We start from the raw sequence: 19,319 nt of genomic DNA on the forward strand, positions 1-19,319 counted from the left end.
GGTGACGAATCCGTGGACTCCGTGGGTAGTTCGGTTGCCAGTATGCTTCGTTTACGCGTCGAGTATGTACATCATACCGACAGGTAAGCTAATCCAACTGGAAGGAAAGGACTCAAGACGTTCAACGCCGTCATAGGGTATATGTCCGAGGCACAGAGCGTCAGTCTCTCTTACGAGGACGGGGCGCGGGCGGTCGAACTGGCACGGGAGGCCGTCGAGGCGTACGTCCAGAACGGACAGCGTGAACAGCCTGGCAGTATGCGTGAGTCGTTTTACGCACGTACTGGGGCCTACGTCCGGCTGGAATCGACCCGCGGGCGGGGGAGCCTGCGTGGGTGTGCCGGCGCACATCAGGAAAACGATCAGCTGGGCCACGTCATCGTCGACGCCGCCATTCAGGCCGCGAGCGGTGACTCCTGTGGCTCCGAAGTCCGTCCGGCCGAACTATCGAACATCACCGTCTCCGTCTGTGCGGTGACGAACCTGCTTCTCACCGACGATCCGCTCGAAGACATGGAGCTCGGGGCACACGGCGTCGTCGTCGATGCCGGGGGATCGAGCGCGTGGCTCTACCCCACTGTTCCGGTCGAGAACGGCTGGTCAGCAGAGGAGTACCTCGGTCGGACCTGCCGCAAGGCCGGTCTGGCACCGGGGGCGTGGCAACGCGAGGACGTGATGGTGACCCTGTTCGAGGGCGAAATCTACCGCGAGCGCGATCCGGGCGGCAGCGTCGAGCACCTCTCCTGACCTACTGGAAGCCAACGAGTTCTGCGTCCACCGCGACCCGTTCAGCGGCATCGTCCAGATCGAACTCCCGCACGATCTCCCCATCTCGAATCAGCGGTTCAAGCAGTGGCTCACCGTCCTCCGGCCCGTCCCGCCGCGCAAGCCCGACGTGGTGACCGCCGTCAGTTGTCCGATACACCTCTTTGACGCCCGAGAGTTTCCCACGCTTCGAGATAGCCTCGCCGTCGATGGAGACAATATCGAGCGCGAAATCCAGCGGGTCGGCGTCGGTGACGTAGCTCCCGACGCCGAAGCCGTCGGCCACGTCTTGTAACTCCCGCATCGCGTCGGGAGTGATCCCACCGCTGACGAACAGATCGACGTCCTCACGTCCGATGGCGTCCAGTTCCCAGCGCAACTCCTTGAGGATGTGTCGGAAGTCGCCGCGACGTGAACTCGTCGTGTCGATCCGGACGCTGTCGAGGTTCTCGCCGAGCGCCGCGGCGGCCCGGAGCGTCTCGTCGACCTCGTCGGTAAAGGTATCGCAGAGTGCGACCCGTGGCACTTCTTCGTCGACCGCCTCGTCGAAGGCGATCCACGCGGCCTCCTGATTACCCGTGCCGAAACACAGCATCAGGGCGTGGGGCATCGTCCCCCCTGCCTCCCGGCCCAGAACGTCCCCGGCGGCGACGTGGGAGATGCCGTCCATCCCCGCGAGGAGTCCGGCCCGCTCGACGAGCGGCGTGATCGCCGGATGGACGTGTCGTGCGCCAAAGGAGAGCACCTGCGAGTCGGGGGCGGCCCGACGTGCTCGCAGTGCATTCGTCGCGTAGCCACTTGCCTGCGAGAGAAAGCCCAGTATCGATGTCTCGAATCTGGCGAATTCGAGATACGGCCCCTCGATGCGCATCACGGGGCCGCCGTCGAACAGCCGCCCCTCGCGGAGCGCGTCGACGTCGACGTCTCGGCCGTCGAGCAGGCGTGCGACGTCTTCGATCCCGGTACAGAGCTCGAACTGGCCCGTCGGGAACTGGTCGGCGGTCACTTCCGCGACGACGTGTGGATTCTTCCCGGCGTGTTCCAGGGTCCGCTCGGTCCGATCAAAATACGCGTCGGTCGCGGTTCCCTCGCTGATCGCCTCAGCGGAAACCGTCCCGAACTGATCGCTCATGCGTGTACCCTTCCGGGAGCGGTGGCAAAAAACGTCCGTTCGCGCGCGTTCAGGATGCCGCGCTGGCGGTGGCTGCCGTTCCGGCGGGTGTCGGAGCGCTCATCGACGCTGGAACGGGGTCCTCGACAGCGTGAACGTCGTCCAGTTCCTCGACCGTCGGGGCGTGGACGACGGTTACCGTTGTCCCGTCCTGTACGACGCGGTACGCCCCTGCGAACGGCTCGTCCTCGCTCACCTGGTACGTCCGCTCATCGACCGACTCCGCGGCGTTTGCGGTCAGCAGCTCCTCGTATGCCGCGGCGAACTCTTCGGCATCGTCGGCGCTCGACCACTCGGACTCGAAGACGTGACCGTACTCGTCGTCGTTCTCGTAGACGACGAGGCTGTCGCCGTTCCAGCCGTTCGTTATCGGATGGGCGTAATTGTAGCGAGCGTACTCGCCGCTTGCCGTGGCGATATGTCGTTGATCGATCACACCGTTGTACCAGAGCGCGGCAAAGAGCCCGGCCTCGCCGACAGTCTCGACCCGCGGTTCGTCCTCGCCGAGTCGTTCCCACGACCCATCGCTGCGATCGTCGATCTCCACGTCTTCACCGGGTGAGTCGGGGTACCTGTCGGGGTCGATCACCTGTGCCGTACTGGCGGGGTACTCCTCGTATGCGGCGTTTACCCCTTCCCAGCCCTCGCGCTCGCGTAGTTCGTGGACGAACTGTGGACCGTCAGAGTAGGGGTGGAAAATCGTCAGATACAGCCCCTCGTTGAACGACTGCTGGCTGCCGCCACCACCGCTCGTCGCTGGGTCGATACACTCCCACTCGACCTCACAGCGCTCCTCGTAGATGTCCATCATGTAGTTGGCTTCACCTTCGAGCAATCCGAGCCAGCCGAGCCGTTCGTCACGGGTCGTCGTCTCCCGAGAGATCCCGAAGTGCTGGTCCTGGAGCGCGTGGGTGAGTTCGTGGACGAGGGTGCCCCGGTCGACCTCAACTGCGTCGGGATCGTCGGCCACGAGGACGATCCGGCCGTCGTCGGCGGTCGTATAGTAGCCCTGGACCGACGCGCCGTACAGCGCGTCGAACTCCTCGCCGACGGTGCTGTCGTCGCCGACGACGAACGTCGAGCGCCAGAGCTGTTCGTCGAACGCACTGTACTCTCCGCTTGCGGTGTCGCTCTGCTGGAACTCCTCACGACTGATGACTTCGACCGGGACGGTTCGCTCGAAGTTCAGCCCCCGCTCGTGCTCGATCCGTGCCATCGCCCGTTTCGTGACGGCGTCGAGTTCGTCCTCACTCAGCCCATCGCTCGTATCGACGTCGAGCGAGTCGTTGTACCAGTGGCCGTCCACGTAGCCGAGTTCGTCGTCGTCGAGCGGCTGCGGCCCCTCGTCGACGTCGGCAGTCGGCACCGTACAGCCGGCGAGTAACACGAGCACACCGACGACGAGCACCGCCACGAACCTTCGATTCACGTCCCTATACAGCAACTATCGACTGTTAAACCGTTCGCTCCGGAGGGGGTATGCGGTCGAACACTTTGCACAATGCGTGCAAATTGTAGAATGTGTAGAAATTGTAGTGTCTATAGATAGTGTAGAATCTGTCTTCGTCTTATGGAACTTCCACACCTCGTTATGGGCTTCTCGTGGCCCGACGTCGGACGACCAACAGCGTTCCCAGAATACCGACGACAGCTACTCCGACGCCGAAGCCGGGAATCTCGTCGCCGTCGTCGGCGTCGTTACTGGGTGTCGACTGCGGAAGCTCCCACTCCGTTGTCGATTCGGCGTCCGGTTCAAGCTCGCCGAGCTGCTCGATCGTCGGGGCATGCACGATCGATACCCGGTCGCCCTCACGGTCGACGTAGTACGCCCCGGCGAATGCGTCATCGGACTCGTAGGTCCCCGCCTGTCCGTCGACGCGGTTCATCTCCCACACGTTGTCAAGTAGCCGATCGTAGCCGACTCGGAACGTCCGGGCGTCCGACCCGGTTTCCCACTCGGTCGTCCAGACGTAGCCGGTCTCGCCCGCGTCGTTCTCGTAGGGCTGGAGTCGGTCACCGTTCCAGCCGGTCACGTACTCGTGTCTGTACTCGAACGCACTGAAGGCTGTCCCGCTCTCCTGAAACTCGCTCTGGTCGAGTACCGATCCCTCGACGTCCGGAGCGAACGTCGGATACGCGAACATCGCTGACAGTCCTGCCTTGCCCACGGTCTCATGGTCGGGACGGTCCTCGACGGTCAGTTGCTCCCACTCGTCCGTACTGTTGTCCGGAACTGTCACGTTCGTGGACTCGTAGTTCGGATACCGATCCGGACTGATGATCTCCGCGGTCGTTCCCGGCGGATCGTCGTACAGCTCGTCCACCGGCTCCCAGTCTCCCGCCGCGCGCTCGCCGGGCTCGTACTCGTAGACGTCGTCGACGAACGCGGGGCCGTCGCTGTAGGGCTGGAAGGATAGCAGATAGAGTCCGATGTTCGCGAGGTCGTCCGGCGTCGGCTGTTCGGGGTCAGCCACCTCGACACACGTCCCTTCCCAGACCCCGTCCTCACAGGCCTGCTCGTACAGCTGCTCGACGTAGACGACGTCACCCTCGATCAGCCCCTCGTCGGCGAGCGAGCCGTCGATCGTTTGCTCGTCAAAGCGGCTCAGATCGAAGTGCTGGTCCTGCAGGGCGTGTCCCAGTTCGTGGGCGAGCAGCGTCTCGTCGAACTCCAGTGACGCTTCGTCCTCTGCGATCACGACGATCTGCTCTGTCGCCGGATCGTAGTAGCCCCCCACTCCTGTCCCGAGATTCTCCTGTTGAACCTCCTGTGGATCCTCCTCGTCGACGAGCAACATCGCCCGGTAGACCACGTCCTCGAAGCGCTGAACGTCTTCGGGGCTCTCCCACGCTTCCGTCTCGTCTTCGAACTCCTCGCGCGTGATCACGTCCACGTCAGTTTCGTTCTCGAAGGGGAGACACCGGATCGCCTCGATGCGCGCTTCCGTCCGTGCGACCAGTGCGTCGAGTTCCTCCTCGTCGAGACCGTCGGTCGTGTTGATATCGAGTGGCTCGTCGTACCAGTAGCCGTTCGACCAGCCCAGCACGTCCTCCTCGGGATCTGCGTGATCTTCGGGCGGCTCCGCGGCGCACTCGTGGATCACGCCATCGTCAGGCTGCAGCGTGCCAGCGACGCCGGCAGTCGTGTCGTCCGGAGTGTCACCTCCCGGGACTCCTCCGACGACGGGCATCGCCACCAGCGAGCAGGCAAACAGGAGGGCGATGAACACGGCCAGGCGCTGGCGCATGGTCACAGTATCGTGACAGGCGCATAAAAACTATTTATGGTGGTCTTTTGTGAAGGAAGGTAGTATAGCTCATGGCCGGGTGTCTGACGATCGTCTGACTGAATTTTATACGTCCCGGCAAGCTATGGTCTCTCATGCCACGCCAGTACTCCGTGGTCTGTGACGACGAGATCGGCGACCGCGTCGAAAGCCTCGCCAGGGAGTACGAACTGACCGAGCAGGAGGTGCTCCGGCAGTTGATCCAGCAGGGTCTCGAAGACTCCGGCTAGGCGTTCGAGGGGTTCTTTCTGGAGAGTGGGCTGCCACAGATCGGACAGCGCTCTTTGTTCTCGTCGAACTCACGTCCACAGCCCTGACACTGGAACTGCCAGTCGCGCTGTTCGGCGATGCCGTCACGGGCGATCACTTCGACATCGACGTTTAACTTGTCGGCGACGTTTTGCATCGCGTAATCGTCGGTGACCAGTCGGCCGTCCAGCTCGAAGGTCGCGGCGATCAGTCGGATGTCAGTCTCGGATAGTTCGTCGAGATCTCCGCTCTCCCGGGCGGCGCGTTCGATCTTTTCGACGGTCTCACCGCCGGGAATGTGGATGTGCATGCCCGAGCCTTCCATCGCATCGTACCGGTAGGCGCTCTCGTCTTCGAGCTCCTCCCGGACGAGCGGGATGCTGGCGGTTTTGCTGTTCGTGTGATACTCGTTGATAAACGCTGAGGAGTCGAGAACGTACATTACCGCTTGACGACGATGTAGTCTTTGACTGCCTGGACTGCCTGTACGGGAACGCGGTAGCGACCGTTCTCGTCGGTCTGCATATCGCTGCCGCGGAACGACGTCTCCTCGTCCGGTTCGATGACGACGTCGTGGAGCTCGCCGCTTTTGAGATCCATCGTGATGTTGTACAACATGCCCAGCTCGGTTCCGTCAGTACCCATGACGGCTTTCCCCGAGAGGTTCTCCGCGAGTATGTCGGACATATGCCTTCGTTTTACCTACTGTAGTATAAACTCCACGGGCAATCGGCGGCCCGCCGACCAGTGTCGCCGGGACGGGCCGTTTTCCGGACCACGACCGGCCGAGCCGGGCGAACACTGAAGTCGTGTGCATGCGTATCATGGACCATGGAGGTGTGGCAGTGGGTCCTCGTGTACGCGCTCGCCCTCGTGGTCGTGCAGGTGTTCGTCTACCTGTACCTGCGTGGCGACGATGGTGAGCGGTCGTTCGATCTGTCCGACGAGGGCGAACGGGGACGGGGGACCCCGCCGAGCGCCGCACCCAGCCAGCCGTACGCGCCCCACTCACAGACCCCGCAGAACACTGACCAGCCCGGCTCTCGACCGGAGCCCCACCACGCCGTATCGCCCGAGGAGGAAGCGATCGTCTGTCGACACTGCGGCGCGCGAAACGAACGGGAGGGGAGCTACACATTCTGTCGAAGCTGTACGTCGCAACTGGGCGTCTGATCGTCTCTCGTAGTAGCTGTTTTGGGTGTCCGTCCCCTCTCCCCTGTCGTGCCCCGAGCAGTTGCAATCAACGTCGGCGCGAACACCAACCTCCCGGGCGTCCGCGGGCCGATCTACCCCGACGGCAGGTTCGAGTATCTCCCGATTCCGGAGCGTGAACCGGTCGGCGAGGAGGTCCCGACGTACGCCGATCTCGATCTCGATACCGCGCTCCCCGAGGACATCCTCGACACGGCGGTCCATCTCGACCCGACGTTCGCGGAGTATGCTTGCTGTGATCGCTATACCTACGGCGACGACTACGGCGTCAAGGCCCGGCCGCTGCTCGAACTGGCGGCTGGGGACTACGTGTTCTTCTATGCGACGCTCTCGACAACCCGCCGCGATTCTGAAATGTCGACGGGCAGAGACGAGTCAGCGCCGTGGATCGCCCCCGAGTGGGGCGCGTACGTGATCGGACAGTTTCGGCTCGCCCGCGACCCGATTTCAGCCGAGGAGTACGGGGAGCTACCGCCCGCAGACCGGGCGTGGTTCGACACGAACGCACACGTCCGCCGGGAGCGCTTCGACGCCGAGGTCATGCTCGCCGGAGACCCCGAAGAATCGATGCTGTACGACCAGGCACTTCCACTGAGCACCGCCGAGGCGGGGAGCGATGCCAACCGGGTCGTCACCGAGCTGTCCAGCGACTCTGGCAAAGGTCCGTGGTGGCGTCGCCCGATGCGATTCCAGCCGTCCGCGGTCGAGGAGCTATTGGAAATTCGGGAAAACGACGGGTTCGAGCGCTGTTTCCGATGATCACTCCTCGTCGAGACGCACGACCAGCACCGGCTGTTCGGCCCGCCGGATCACGTTCTCGGTGACGCTGCCGAGCAGGAACTTGTTCACTCCCGTGCGGGCGTGCGTTCCCATCACGATGGCATCGATCCCTTCCTCGCTCGCGTAGTCGGTAATCGCCTCGTCTGCACGCCCCTCACCGACATGGGTGACCGCTTCGACCCCTGCTGCAGTCGCTTTGCTTTCGACGTCCGTCAGGACGTCCCGGGCCTCCGAGCGGAGCGCCTCCCGGATGGTCTCCCAGCGGCCGTCGGCGAGTCCCTTTCGGGAATCGTCCTCGACGACGTAGAGGATGTGCAGTCGGGCACCGGTGAGTTCGGCAAGGTCGATCGCTTCGGCGACGGCGCGCTCGCCGCCGGGGCTACCGATCGTCGGAAGCAGGATCTCGTCGTACATACTGTGACTCGGTATTTCTACTGGGTTGCTGAAAATACCAGCGGTCGTTCAGCCCGACAGCGCCTCCTTGACGCCGTCGAGGCTCTCGGTCTCGACGATGACTGCGACCTGATCGCCGACGTCCAGCGTCGTGCCGGGAAGCGGGATCGTTAGCGATTCGTCCGCACGACCGTGAGCGTAGATCCGTGCGCTTTCGGGAAGGCCAACGTTGTGGACCTGCTTGCCGACCGCGCTGGCTCCCTCGCCGATCCGGAACACCGATAGCTGGAGCTTCTCGGTCAGATCGGAGACGACGTTGAAGTTACCGCCCAGCAGCGCGGTCTTTGCGCCCGCCGCGCCGAGACGCTCCGGGTAGACCACTTCGTCGACATCGTCGGCGTACTTCCGGTAGATGTCCTGGCGGTAGTCCTCGTCGATCCGGAGGACCGTCCGACAGCCGTGATGTTTGCCGATCATACAGGCGGCGAAGTTGGCGTTCAGATCGCCGGTCAGGCCGCCGACCGCGTCGACCGTTTCGAGGTTTGCTCCCTCCAGTGTGCTGTCCTCGCTTCCGTCCCCCTCGATCGTCTCGAACCCGTCCGACTGGGCGCGACGGATCTTCTCCGGATCGTTGTCGACCACAATCACTTCGTGACCTTCCTCGCGGAGAATACGTGCGGTCCGGATACCCACACGGCCGTAGCCTACGATAACGAACTTCATGCGCGAGAGATACGCAACCGGGGCATAAAAAGGGTGGCGGCGATCAGGCTATCGGCTGGCGATCTCGACGTGCGGAGAGGACGACCGGAAACGCCAGCACGCCCCCACCGATCACTGCCGTCCCAAGATACGGTCCGACAGGTGACCCAGCGAGTACGCCGAGACCGATACCCAGCGCGATGATACCAGCCAGTCCACAGCTGGCGAGTGTGAGATCAGCGCGGGTGCCTGCAAGCGGAGTCGGAGTTTTGAGGAGCTGCCAGGCCAGTAGCCCACCGATAGCTGCACCGGTCGCGTTCGCGGCAGCAGTATCGCCGGTAACGACGACTGCGAGTGCTCCCATCAGGACCGAGCTCCCGAACAGCGGGGTCGCCGGATCGTCGAGGCGTCGACACGCGGGTATCGCAATGGCGAGGATGGCGACGCCAAGGAGGGCTCCGGCAAGCACGTCGATCGGGTAGTGAACACCGAGGATGATCCGGGATACTCCCACCAGAACGACCGCCAGGCTGGCCATCACGAAGCGACGCGCGCGGGACCACACCTCCAGCAACGCCGCGAGCGCTCCCCACGTCACCGTTGCTCCGAGGGTATGCCCGCTCGGCAGTCCCGGTAGCCGTGCCGTCGTTTCGTGCTCGTAGAACGGCTGTGCGATCGACGCTACCGCTTCGACGGGGACAGCCGGACCAGTCGGCGGCCGAGGGAGGCCAAACAGCACCTTCAGAACCAGTCCAGCCGAGAGCGCCGTCAGCACGACGCCGAACAGCGCAGCGATCTCTCTCCGCCCCGTGAACCAGTATGCAAGCGTCAACGCCACGACGAAGATCCAGATATCTCCCAGCAGCGTCACCCCTGCAAACGGGAGTGCGGCCCATTCGGGCGTCGCCCCCTGCACCGTCTCGACCCCCGAAAACCACGGCGTCATCTAGGAGCGCCAGTCGCCGATCGCGTTCCGGAGCCGACCGGGGATCCCGAGTACGTTCAGCGTCGTTGTCACGAGTATCATCAGCACGTACAGCCCGAGTGTCGACAGCCAGAGGACGAGCATCGCCAGGATTGCCCACACCCCGTCGAGATAGACAAACGCGCCGATCGTCATCGCGGTCCCGTAGAGCAAGACGAGATACGGCCCCCACCCCCGGGCGTGCCCCCGGCGGATCCGGCGTCGGACGTAGCGTTTGAGATCGCTTTCGACCGAATCGCGGTCGACTGTGCGGTCCTCGACGTCGTCCTCGAACTCGTCGAGCTGTTCGCGGAGCTCTGCCAGTTCGCGGTTGAGCCGCTGTACCTCGCTTTTCGGAGCCGTCCCGGTCGTCACGTCCTCGTCGCTATCAGCGTCGACGCCAGCCTCTTCGGGTCCGGGGCCGGCCATTCCGACGCCACGATCCTCCTCGTCGTCTTCGGTGGGTTCGTCGTCGGTCATCGCTTCCAATTGTGTGTCACGTCGAACGCCATCACGTTGTAATTGCCGGTCCTGTCCGGTGGCTGTTCTGTCTCGATTGTCGGGCTGGCGCTTGTCCGGTCCGACCAGTTCTTCGACGACGTCGTCCGCCATCACCGCGTTGATGACTGCCCCGACCATTACGATCAGCGCGCCAAAATACAGCCAGGTGAGAAGCAGGAGGACGCCCCCCAGAACGCCGTAGGCCGCGAAATCGGCGGCGTACGTCGTGTACAGCTGGAACCCCTGCCCCAGCAGCAGCCACCCGACTGCAGCGACGACCGTTCCAGGCACCGCATCGCGCGGCGCGATCGTCGTGTCCGGCATGACGAAGTAGAGTGGAAAAAAGATCACCAGCAACGTCACAAGCAGCAGGACTACCGCGATCTCGGCACCGAAGGGTCCGAGTGGAAGTCGGCTGATCGCTGTCCCCACGATAGTCACTGCAGCGACACCGATAACGATCGACGCGAGCACTGACACACCGGTCAGCAACTCGTTCACGAGCGAGGAGTAGCTGGTTCCATACACCTGCGAAAACGCCCGGTCGAGTCCGCGGAAGAGTCGCAATGCACTCCAGAGCAGTACGAGGGACCCGACGACGGTCGCCCCGCCGCGTCCCGCCTGTGCCGTCAGCGCGTCGACCAGGGTCTCCTGGGCCTCCGGCGTCAGGAACTCACCGACGAACTCGATAATCTGCCCCTCGAAGACGTCGCCGCCCATCACGGAGCCGATCGCCAGCGTGAGTATTGTCAGTGGGATCAGCGAGACGAACGCGTAGTAGGCGACGCCCGCAGCCAGAAACGTGATTCCGGCCGACTGGGCGGTCTCGACGATCGTTCGGACTCTGCCGACTGTACGAGCTAACTGTCCCACAGCTAGACTGTCGTGGAAATCGTACAAAAATCGGTTGCGTGTCGGTAGCCCGAGCCCGTTCCTCGTCGGTCACAGCCGCTGGTCATAGAGCTACCCGTCGTCGATCGCGGCTGCCTCGATCTCCGCGGCGCTCGCGTCGGTTTTGAACGTCGTACCGCCGAAGTGGGTACGCGAGGCTTCGTATCCCGCCTCACGCAGGCGATCGAGAAACTCGTCCATCCCGATCGCCGTCACGCCCCACTGTCTACAGAGGCGGTGCTGGTCGTAGTGGGTCGGCTGATCGAGCTCGGCCGCAATCGTCGCCGTCAGCTCGCGAGCCGTCTCGGCGGTTCCCATATCGTCGGTGACGTGCTCGCCGACCTCCTCGACGAACGCCGACTCCTTTGTCGCGCCGAGCCAGATCGGCCCCGCCGTCAGGACTCGGTTGCCTTCGCAGGCGGGACACGTCTCGGGTGGGTGCGCGATCAGGCCGTGTTCGTGCTCGCGGTGCAGACAGTCCTCACAGTGGTGAATATAGCCGATCTTCTCGATGGTCTCGTTGGCGTCGGTCGCGCGGTGGTCGAGTTCGAGGTAGGTCCGCACGTAGTGGTTCGTCGCGTGGGAACACAGCGGCGTCACGCCCACGTCGTACCGGGCCGCGGTGCGGGCAAGCGCCGATAGCAGGATCCGCATGCCGATCTCGCCGTGATACTCGGTGTTGCGTGGGATCGCGGAGTACTTCCGGACGCCGCTGTCGAAGTGCGCGCCACACAGCGGCGCGGTGTCGGTCGCGGTCACACAGACCAGATTGCGAACGTTGGCAAAGGCGGCGTCGGCGAAGGGGATCGGCGTCCCGAACGGGTCGATATCGACGACGTCGTACAGCTCCTCGTGCAACAGCGCGTTGACGTCGCGCTGGACCGTCTCCCCGTCGAGGTCGTTGCGTGTGAGGTTGCGCTCGCAGAGCGAGACGGCGTCAGGATCGGTGTCACAGAGCGTTGCCTCCCAGCCGTCAGCCGCGGCGCGGACCCCGCGGATCCCGCTTGCGGCCATCGCGTCCAGATACGAACTCGCGCGCGGTTCCCGGTCCCGGTAGGCCCGGAGCGTCGCGACTGTCAGATCCCGGTTTAGCTCCTGGACCGGGTTGAAAAAGACCGCGTCGTCGACGCCCTCGGATTCCTGTTCGGGCACCTCGATCTCGACTGTACCCTCCCGAATCTCCATACGGGTTCTCGCCGCCCACGCGCGAAAAGCCCCACGATGCGGCCGCGGATCCGAATGCCCCCGTGTATCCGAACCTGTTTTGACACGCCCGTTCCAATGACAGACCTGTGTCCCGCCCCGCTCTCGCACTGTCGACGAATACAGGTGGTCAGCCGTGACCCCGGACTGGCAGGCCATCCTCTCGGAGGCGGGCGAGTTGACGCCCGACGCCGTCGAGCGGATCACCGCCGTCCACGGCGACCGTGGCGCGCGCGCCATCGAAGCCGTCGCCGAGGAGCGGGTCAAGGAGTACCGCGATTTCACCGTCGTCGTCGGCTACACCGAGGAGTACGTCATCGAGGGACGGGGCTGTACCTGCAAGGACAGCCTCTACAATCTCGACGAGAGCGACCCGACCGACCTCTGCTGGCACGCCCTCGCGGTGATGATCGCTCGCCGGATCGACGCCGTCGACCACCACGATATGTGGTACTCGGACGTCCGGGAGTTCCTCTAGTCGTCCTCTTCGATCGGAATCCGATCGTCGGTCACGGTATCGAACGCCGTGTCGGACGACACGACCGGATCGTCACCTGCGTAGGCGAGATGGTACGCGTCGAACGCGGTTACTCCGTGTTGTTCCATGTAGTCAGCGGCCTGGAAGAGGACGGTTTCCTCTTCGGGAATCGCTGCGATCTCCAGCACGTAGCTGAGCGCTTCCATCCGATCGAACGAAAACCGATCGGAGATCATCAACAGTTCGAGCAGCGTCGCCCGCGAGGTGTAGATCTCGCCCTCGTTCTCCGCCGCGATTGTGGCGGCGCGCTCTTGCAACCAGTCGTCGTCTTTCACCAGCGCGATAAAAAAGTCGGTATCGGCGTATATCATTCCCGACGTCCGTCTGTTGCCGCTGATCGGGCGGCTTCCCGGGCTTCTTGTTTGATTTCATGCATTGATTTACCCTCGAAGGCATCGCCGACGGCTTCGCGAAGTCCTTTGATTGGATCCTCTTCGATCGGGATCAGCTCGATCCGGTCTTCGAGTTCGATGACCCGATACCGGTCACCGTGTCGCTCCCGGATCTCATGCGGGATAACGATTCGCCCCCGATCGTCGGTTTCCGCGGTCTTGCTCATCCTGTCTACCGATACTGTGGGAAGAAATAAAAAGATTCCCCGAGTCTGTCCGGTGAGTTCCTGCAGAGCAGAGTAGTTCCAGTCTACTCGACGATACCAGCGGGTAAGCTCTGTATAAATTCAGTATACAACTACTTCTATTTCGATATAGTGTGTATACCTTTCAACTACTCCCCTGCCTGTTCAGTTGATGCGACGGAGAACGTTCATCGGCACGTGTGGTATCGCAAGTATGGCCGCCATCGGGGGCTGTCTCGGTGACGACGATGACGAGGACGAAAATGGCGAAGCAGCCAACGGCGACGAGAACGGTGATGAAAACGGCGACGAGAACGGAGACGAAGAAAACGGTGAGGAAGAGAACGGTGATGAAAACGGCGACGAGGAGAACGGAGACGAAGAAAACGGCGAGGACGACGACTCTCCCGCGATAGCGGAGTTTACCGGCACCGGCCCGGAGACCACCGACAGCTTCGAGCTCGAAGACGGCTTTGCCGCGCTCCGGATCGATCCAATCGAGAATATCGGTGTCGACGTCGTCACGATGGACGGTGGTGTGCCCCGATCGGCCGAGTGGGACGTCAGGAACTACCAGGGGTTCCTGCCGCTGAGCATGGGAGCGGGCGAGTACGAACTCGACATCGATGTCGACGAGGACGTCGAGTGGTCCATCACGGTGTACAACGATCCCGCCGACGGCGCAACGGCGCTCGACCTGCCGACGACAGTCGAGGGGTCGGAGCCCGATTACACCGGACCGATCGACTTCAGCGAGGGTGTAACCGCATCCGTCGATTACGACGGCGAGGGCGAGTTCTTCCTCAAGCTGTACGCACTCGACGGCGAGTACATCGAGGAGCTACACCACGAGGACGGGGCGTTCGAGGACGATATCGAGATCGACTACGACGAGTGGGGCTGGGTCCTGATTACGGCCAGCGAGGAGTACGAGGTAACCTTCGACGCCAGCGAGGAGTAGTCTATACGCCGGTCGAGTAGCGCAGAATGCCGGCGAATCCGCCGAAGGCGTTGAGCAGTTGGTCGCCCTTCTCGAAATCGGTCGAGACGAACTTCGTTTCGGTCCCGCGTTGCTCGGCGATCTCGATGAGATGGTCAATGGCGTCCTCACGCTCGCCATCTTCGGCATCCATCTCCTCGCCACACTCCGAGCAGGTGTGATCGGGCGTCGACGCCCGGCTGTCGACGACCTCGCGTTCCTCGTGGCCTGCCGAGCACTCGTAGGTGATGACGTCCCGGCGGAGGTCCTCGCTGATGAGGAGCGTCTCGACCGATCCCATGATGAGGTTCTTGCGGGTCTGCTCGAAACCGTAGGTCGCTTTCTCGCCGTCGTGAAGCTCCCTGAAGAACGTCTCCATGAGATCTTTGCCCTCCATGAGCTCGGCGTCGGCAAGCGCTTCCTGCCCTGCATCGACAAGGTCGCGGAGGCCCGACTCGTCGGTGTAGGAGACGTCGAACTTCCCGAGGACTTTGTCCTGAATCTCGTGGTGGAGGTAATCGCCGTCGAGGAACTCGTCTTTGGTCGGCGATGGACCGCCGACGAGCACGCCGTCGAGTTCGTGGCGTTTGGCGACGAAGAGGTCGTTTGCCATCTCGGCGACCTCCTGATAGAAGTTGTCGATCGCTTCGAGCCGCAGGCGGGCGAACCGCTGTGCGGACTGGCCACCTTTGCGCTGCTTGCCGGGGACCAGCGAGGAGGCGGATTTGACCGGCTCGACGCGTTTGCCCTTGAGCCACCCGACGTTGGCCTCGCGCCGATCGAGCACAATCAGGCCATACAGGCCCTTGTCCGCCAGCATGTGCTCCAGGGGCTCGGTGAGGAAATCCGAGTCGCAGTGATAGCGGAACGACTCGACCGGCTGGGGCGGGTTCTCCAGCGCCTCGGTCACCATCTCGCTGCGCCCACCGCTGGTGTTGACCGCGCCCGAAAACAGGACGAGCCCATTGTCAGGCGGATAGGTGTCGTAGTATTTCAGACGCGCCTTGATACTCGACAGGGCGTCCTGGACGTTCGTTCTGGTCTGTTTTGACTTGATGTTGGCCGCTTCGCTGTGTTCCTGTGTGACGTGGGCGACGACGTCGCTGATCTGCTTGTCCGGGGGCACGTAGATCGTGACGAGCTGGGTCCCCGAGCCCTCGTACTCTTTGAGGTCCTCGATGACCTTCCGGAACTCGTATTTCTTCCGGTCGGAGTGGTCCGCTTCCTGCTGGCTCATTGTCTGTACTAACCGCTGGCCCGCCTAAGTATGCTTTGACCTGCAAGGGCGTCGGGCCGCAGCGACGTCGCTTCCGCTGTCTACCTGTCACTTCCCCGAATTTTCCGCCTTCCTTCGCACGATGTTTTATTACGCACGGGTGTTTGCCATATACCAACCAATGTCTTCGACAACAGTCTATGCTATCGCGAGCGGGAAAGGTGGGGTCGGCAAGACCACGACGACGGTCAACCTCGGGACCGCGCTGGCGGGGGCGGGCCACCGCGTTGCGGTCGTCGACACCGACCTCGGCATGGCGAACCTCGCCGGGTTCGTCAACCTCTCGGCCGACGGCCCGACGCTACACGACGTGCTTGCCGGGGAGGCGACGGTCTCCGACGCAACGTACGAGGTCGCAGAACGGATCGGTGCGATCCCAAGCGGGACTGAACTTTCGGGGTTCGCCGAGGCCGACACAACCGAACTGAGCGAGGTAATCGACCGACTCCGCGAGGAGTTCGACTACGTCCTGCTCGATGTTGGTGCAGGCATCAGCCACGAATCCGTGTTACCCCTCGGCCTCGCCGACGAGACGATCCTCGTTTCGACGCCCGAACCGGCGTCCGTCCAGGATGTCAAGAAGACGATCGACCTCACCGAGCGCTCGGGGGGCGATGTGGCGGGACTGGTACTCACCCGAACCAGATCCGGGGACAAGGTATCCTACGACGAGATTGCGGCCCGACTCGACATCCCACTGTTCGGGACGATCCCCGAGGACGATGCGGTTCGGGACAGCGTGTACGCCCGGACGCCGCTGGTGGTCAACACGCCCGACTCGCCCGCCGCGACAGCATACCGTGACCTCGCTGGTGCTCTCGTTGAGGACACCGTCGACCCCGACACGACCCCGCCAGCCTCCGAACCGGCGGACGACGCCGCAGTAGAGGCCGGGACCACCCCCGATCAACCAGCCTCGTCGACCGATGTCTCGGACGCCCTCTCGGACGTCGACGACGCGCCTGATCAGACCGAGACGGACGATGCGGATGACCTGCCCGACGAAGATCTCGACCTCTCGCTGGACGAGGACGACGACGCCGTTGTCGAGGCCGAAACCGACGCTGTCGAAGCGGCCACCGGGGCAGTCGACGATCCCTCGGAGAGCTTCGACCATGACGCGTCGAGCGACGACGAGGGGGTAACGATCCCCGACGCCGAAGACGATGCGGAAGAGACCGACTCGTCGGCCGAACTGGACGACGACGCGATACCGTTCCGGGGCGGCGATTCCGGGGCCGAGGCGGCTGCTGGGGACGACGTTGCTGACGACGACGGAGATGGGTCCACCGAGGCGGTAGACGACGATGAAGCGGCGGCCGAAGAGACTGACGACGCTGACGCGGATGAGGGAGACGACGAGAAAGAAGGGAAAGGCTTCCTTGGCGGTCTGTTCTAGAACTACATCGATTCCGGCGCTTCCACACCGAGCACGTCCAGTGAGTTGGCGACGGCGTGTTTTGCCGCAGCGACCAGCGCGAGACGGGCGTCGCGTACGTCGGGGTCGACGTCCTCGCCAAGCACCTGGCACTCGCGGTAAAAGACGTTGAACCGCTCGGCGATATCGCGCGTGTAAGTGGCGACCACGTGGGGCTGGAGTTCATCGGCGGATTCTTCGATTACCGCCGGGAAACGGGCGATTGTCCGGAGGAGATCGCGCTCCGCATCGGTGTCGAGCAGGTGGGGGTCGATGTCCGCGGGCGGTTCGGAGCCTGCCTCGCCGAGAATCCCACTACAGCGTGCGTGAACGTACTGGACGTACGGCGCGGACTGGGCCTCGAAGTCGAGAGCGCGCTCCCACTCGAAGGTGATCGATTTGGTCGGCTGTTTGGCGACGATGTCATACCGCACTGCGCCGATGCCGACCTGCCGGGCGATCCGCTCGACATCGCTCTCGTCGAGGTCGTCGTCGCGGATGCGGTCGTCCAGCCGATCCTCGACCTCCTCGCGGGCGCGGTCGATCGCCTCGTCGAGCAGGTCGTCGAGGTCGACGCCGGTGCCCTCGCGCGTACTCATCCCCTCGCCGCCGGGGAGATTGACCCACGAGTAAAAGAGCTGGTCGAGCTGGTCGGTGTCGTTGCCCAGCAGGTCGAGCGCGGCGTCGAGCTGGTCGAAGGCGAGGCGGTGGTCCTCGCCGATGACGGTGACGGCCCGATCGTAGTTGTCGAACTTCCACTCGTGGTGGGCCAGATCGCGCGTGGGATAGAGGCTGGTTCCATCCGAACGCAGGAAGACGAGGTTCTTCTCGATGTCGTACTCGTCGAGTTCGAGTTGCCAGGCCTCCTCGTCGTAGACCGCCTGATCGAGCTTCTTGAGCCGCTCGACGAGATCGTCGGTCGAGCCGTTGCGCATGAACCGGGTTTCCTTGACGAACTCGTCGAACTCCGCGGGGAGCCGCGAGAGGGTCTCTTGCATCCCCGCGAGGACGCTGTCGACAACCTCGCTTACTCGCTCGTAGGCCGCCTCGTCGCCCGCTTCGAGCCCCTGCATGATCGCCTCGATCTCGGCCTCGGCGGCCTCGACCTCGTCTTCGGGTGCCTCCTCGAGGAAGGCGTTGCCTTTGCGGTAGTAGCGGACGAACTCGTAGTCCGGCTTGTCGCGTTCGGGCTCGGGCAGAGCCGACTCGTCGAAGCGCTCGTAGGCCCAGGTGAAGACGGCGATCTGTCGTCCGGCGTCGTTGACGTAGTAGTGCCGGTCGACGTCGTAGCCAGCGTAATCGAGGACGCGACAGAGCGCGTCGCCGATGATCGGGTTGCGTGCGCGGCCGACGTGGACGGGGCCGGTCGGATTGGCGCTCGTGTGCTCGACGACGACGCTCGTCTCGCGGTCGTCGAGGCGGCCGAACCCGTCGGACTGGGCCGCCTCGAGCGTGTCGGCGAAGTACCGGTCGCTCGGCAGGACGTTGACGTACGGTCCCTGCGTCGTGACGGCGGCGATATACTCGTACTCGTCGGCGTCGATCTCGTCTGCGATGTCGGCAGCCACCTTCGGTGGCGGTGCGCCGACCTCGCCAGCCAGCCGGTAGGCGACGCTCGACGCCAGCACGGCGTCGACGTCCTCGGGCGGCTCCTCGATGCCCAGATCGTCGTCGGGCAGGTCGAGCGTGTCGAGCGCGCTCGCCAGCGCGTCGGCCACTTCGTCGCGGATAGAGAGGAACATGTCCCTCCCTATTCGAGCGCCGGATATAGGACTGACGAGTTCTCCCGCTCAGACCGGCGTCGGATCGGGCCTGACGCCCGGAACGTCCTCGACCGCCTGCCCGTTTTCGAGTGCCCGTAAACACTCCATGACCGGGTGGGTCGTTTCGGCATCATCACAGGGGTACACCCCGTGCAACCGGTCGCCTTCGCGGAGGACGAGACAGAGTACTGGCAGGAACATCACCGTCCGACCGGCAGCCCCTCGCCGTACTCGGAAGAACCGATCGACCGAGCGATCGGTGTCTTCCATCGCACGCTGTAACTCCCTGTACAGCGCCACCTCTTCGGGGAGTCCCCCACGACCCCCCTGTCGAAAGCAGACTTTCCGGCTCCAGTGGGTGACCGTCACCTCGTCGACGATCCCGGCCTCCTGTAGCCCGTACAGTCGATCCAGTATCGCCTCCTGCTGGCGCTGAGCGGCGTCCGGCGTGAACCCGCGCATATACACCTCGACTCGAAGCTGTTCGTTGTCCATATCTCCCCCTGCACATCTCTACCACAGGATCGTGTAAAGCCCTTTCCCGACCCCTATTTTTTCCGACGGGTACGTGAAACGAACTGTTCGGTTGTGGACAGTAGCTCTACACCTGGCGGCCACCGCCCGCGCGTCACGTTGAAAACGATGGCCCGC

The 19,319-nt window shown here is 63.5% G+C and carries 21 protein-coding genes and 1 pseudogene; 7 read left to right on the forward strand and 15 right to left on the reverse strand.

Features of this window, described 5'->3' with window-relative positions; genetic code table 11:
- Positions 1-141 precede the first annotated feature (141 nt).
- Complete coding sequence (locus AArcSt11_RS01855) at positions 142-747, forward strand: TIGR00296 family protein (protein ID WP_238478248.1); 606 nt, start codon at positions 142-144, stop codon at positions 745-747.
- Between the two features lies 1 nt (position 748).
- Here AArcSt11_RS01855 and AArcSt11_RS01860 read toward each other — a convergent pair whose 3' ends face one another.
- The 3 genes from AArcSt11_RS01860 to AArcSt11_RS01870 all read right to left on the reverse strand — a co-directional run bounded on the left by AArcSt11_RS01860 (position 749) and on the right by AArcSt11_RS01870 (position 5,184).
- Positions 749-1,897 carry a nicotinate phosphoribosyltransferase gene (locus tag AArcSt11_RS01860; RefSeq protein WP_250594042.1) on the reverse strand — a complete coding sequence of 383 codons (1,149 nt, stop codon included), beginning with the start codon at positions 1,895-1,897 and terminating at the stop codon, positions 749-751.
- Positions 1,898-1,946: 49 nt separating this feature from the next.
- Entirely contained in the window at positions 1,947-3,365 is a 1,419-nt protein-coding gene (locus tag AArcSt11_RS01865) for an Hvo_1808 family surface protein (RefSeq protein ID WP_250594044.1), read from the reverse strand.
- Between the two features lie 160 nt (positions 3,366-3,525).
- A complete protein-coding gene (locus AArcSt11_RS01870) occupies positions 3,526-5,184 on the reverse strand; it encodes an Hvo_1808 family surface protein (RefSeq protein ID WP_250594046.1) in 1,659 nt (552 codons plus the stop codon).
- A gap of 134 nt (positions 5,185-5,318) precedes the next feature.
- On the opposite strand from AArcSt11_RS01870, the gene AArcSt11_RS01875 reads away from it, so the two are divergent.
- Positions 5,319-5,453, forward strand: coding sequence for a CopG family transcriptional regulator (locus tag AArcSt11_RS01875; protein ID WP_250594048.1), 135 nt, complete (start codon positions 5,319-5,321; stop codon positions 5,451-5,453).
- Here AArcSt11_RS01875 and AArcSt11_RS01880 read toward each other — a convergent pair.
- On the reverse strand, positions 5,450-5,914 hold the full coding sequence (locus AArcSt11_RS01880) for an NOB1 family endonuclease (RefSeq protein WP_250594050.1): 465 nt from the start codon (positions 5,912-5,914) through the stop codon (positions 5,450-5,452). The genes AArcSt11_RS01875 and AArcSt11_RS01880 overlap by 4 nt on opposite strands.
- On the reverse strand, positions 5,914-6,159 hold the full coding sequence (locus AArcSt11_RS01885; protein WP_250594052.1) for a PRC-barrel domain-containing protein: 246 nt from the start codon (positions 6,157-6,159) through the stop codon (positions 5,914-5,916). Before AArcSt11_RS01885 ends, AArcSt11_RS01880 begins: the two co-directional genes overlap by 1 nt.
- A 144-nt stretch (positions 6,160-6,303) precedes the next feature.
- Here AArcSt11_RS01885 and AArcSt11_RS01890 point away from each other — a divergent pair, with 144 nt between their 5' ends.
- Both AArcSt11_RS01890 and AArcSt11_RS01895 read left to right on the forward strand, forming a co-directional pair.
- Positions 6,304-6,645: a DUF7577 domain-containing protein gene (locus AArcSt11_RS01890; protein ID WP_250594054.1), complete on the forward strand. Its 342-nt coding sequence runs from the start codon at positions 6,304-6,306 to the stop codon at positions 6,643-6,645.
- Between the two features lie 48 nt (positions 6,646-6,693).
- Positions 6,694-7,443, forward strand: coding sequence for an Nmad3 family putative nucleotide modification protein (locus AArcSt11_RS01895; protein ID WP_250594056.1), 750 nt, complete (start codon positions 6,694-6,696; stop codon positions 7,441-7,443).
- Here AArcSt11_RS01895 and AArcSt11_RS01900 read toward each other — a convergent pair whose 3' ends face one another.
- From AArcSt11_RS01900 to AArcSt11_RS01920, 5 genes are all read right to left on the reverse strand, one after another.
- Entirely contained in the window at positions 7,444-7,878 is a 435-nt protein-coding gene (locus AArcSt11_RS01900; RefSeq protein WP_250594058.1) for a universal stress protein, read from the reverse strand.
- Positions 7,879-7,926: 48 nt separating this feature from the next.
- Positions 7,927-8,580 carry a potassium channel family protein gene (locus AArcSt11_RS01905; protein WP_250594060.1) on the reverse strand — a complete coding sequence of 218 codons (654 nt, stop codon included), beginning with the start codon at positions 8,578-8,580 and terminating at the stop codon, positions 7,927-7,929.
- Between the two features lie 43 nt (positions 8,581-8,623).
- Positions 8,624-9,505: a phosphatase PAP2 family protein gene (locus tag AArcSt11_RS01910; protein WP_250594062.1), complete on the reverse strand. Its 882-nt coding sequence runs from the start codon at positions 9,503-9,505 to the stop codon at positions 8,624-8,626.
- Complete coding sequence (locus tag AArcSt11_RS01915) at positions 9,506-10,897, reverse strand: YihY/virulence factor BrkB family protein (RefSeq protein ID WP_250594064.1); 1,392 nt, start codon at positions 10,895-10,897, stop codon at positions 9,506-9,508.
- A gap of 90 nt (positions 10,898-10,987) precedes the next feature.
- Positions 10,988-12,100, reverse strand: coding sequence for a tRNA (guanine(26)-N(2))-dimethyltransferase (locus tag AArcSt11_RS01920; protein WP_250594066.1), 1,113 nt, complete (start codon positions 12,098-12,100; stop codon positions 10,988-10,990).
- 154 nt (positions 12,101-12,254) lie between these two features.
- Here AArcSt11_RS01920 and AArcSt11_RS01925 point away from each other — a divergent pair, with 154 nt between their 5' ends.
- Positions 12,255-12,596 carry a hypothetical protein gene (locus AArcSt11_RS01925; RefSeq protein WP_250594068.1) on the forward strand — a complete coding sequence of 114 codons (342 nt, stop codon included), beginning with the start codon at positions 12,255-12,257 and terminating at the stop codon, positions 12,594-12,596.
- Here the strand turns inward: AArcSt11_RS01925 and AArcSt11_RS01930 are convergent.
- Together AArcSt11_RS01930 and AArcSt11_RS01935 are read right to left on the reverse strand one after the other, a co-directional pair.
- Positions 12,593-12,967, reverse strand: a complete 375-nt coding sequence (locus tag AArcSt11_RS01930; RefSeq protein WP_250594070.1) for a type II toxin-antitoxin system VapC family toxin — start codon at positions 12,965-12,967, stop codon at positions 12,593-12,595. The genes AArcSt11_RS01925 and AArcSt11_RS01930 overlap by 4 nt on opposite strands.
- Positions 12,964-13,215 carry an AbrB/MazE/SpoVT family DNA-binding domain-containing protein gene (locus tag AArcSt11_RS01935; RefSeq protein ID WP_250594072.1) on the reverse strand — a complete coding sequence of 84 codons (252 nt, stop codon included), beginning with the start codon at positions 13,213-13,215 and terminating at the stop codon, positions 12,964-12,966. The genes AArcSt11_RS01930 and AArcSt11_RS01935 overlap by 4 nt, the downstream gene beginning before the upstream one ends.
- 190 nt (positions 13,216-13,405) lie before the next feature.
- On the opposite strand from AArcSt11_RS01935, the gene AArcSt11_RS01940 reads away from it, so the two are divergent.
- A complete protein-coding gene (locus tag AArcSt11_RS01940) occupies positions 13,406-14,194 on the forward strand; it encodes a hypothetical protein (RefSeq protein ID WP_250594074.1) in 789 nt (262 codons plus the stop codon).
- Between the two features lies 1 nt (position 14,195).
- Here AArcSt11_RS01940 and prf1 read toward each other — a convergent pair whose 3' ends face one another.
- Positions 14,196-15,449, reverse strand: coding sequence for a peptide chain release factor aRF-1 (gene prf1, locus AArcSt11_RS01945; RefSeq protein WP_250594076.1), 1,254 nt, complete (start codon positions 15,447-15,449; stop codon positions 14,196-14,198).
- A 160-nt stretch (positions 15,450-15,609) separates the two neighbouring features.
- On the opposite strand from prf1, the pseudogene minD reads away from it, so the two are divergent.
- A pseudogene (gene minD / locus AArcSt11_RS17035) lies at positions 15,610-16,554 on the forward strand (cell division ATPase MinD); the annotation flags it as partial.
- Between the two features lie 335 nt (positions 16,555-16,889).
- Here minD and argS read toward each other — a convergent pair.
- Together argS and AArcSt11_RS01960 are read right to left on the reverse strand one after the other, a co-directional pair.
- Complete coding sequence (argS, locus tag AArcSt11_RS01955) at positions 16,890-18,647, reverse strand: arginine--tRNA ligase (protein ID WP_250594080.1); 1,758 nt, start codon at positions 18,645-18,647, stop codon at positions 16,890-16,892.
- Positions 18,648-18,695: 48 nt separating this feature from the next.
- A complete protein-coding gene (locus tag AArcSt11_RS01960; protein ID WP_250594082.1) occupies positions 18,696-19,163 on the reverse strand; it encodes an HTH domain-containing protein in 468 nt (155 codons plus the stop codon).
- Between the last annotated feature and the right edge of the window lie 156 nt (positions 19,164-19,319).

This window comes from Natranaeroarchaeum aerophilus (assembly GCF_023638055.1).
GTDB classification, from domain to species: domain Archaea; phylum Halobacteriota; class Halobacteria; order Halobacteriales; family Natronoarchaeaceae; genus Natranaeroarchaeum; species Natranaeroarchaeum aerophilum.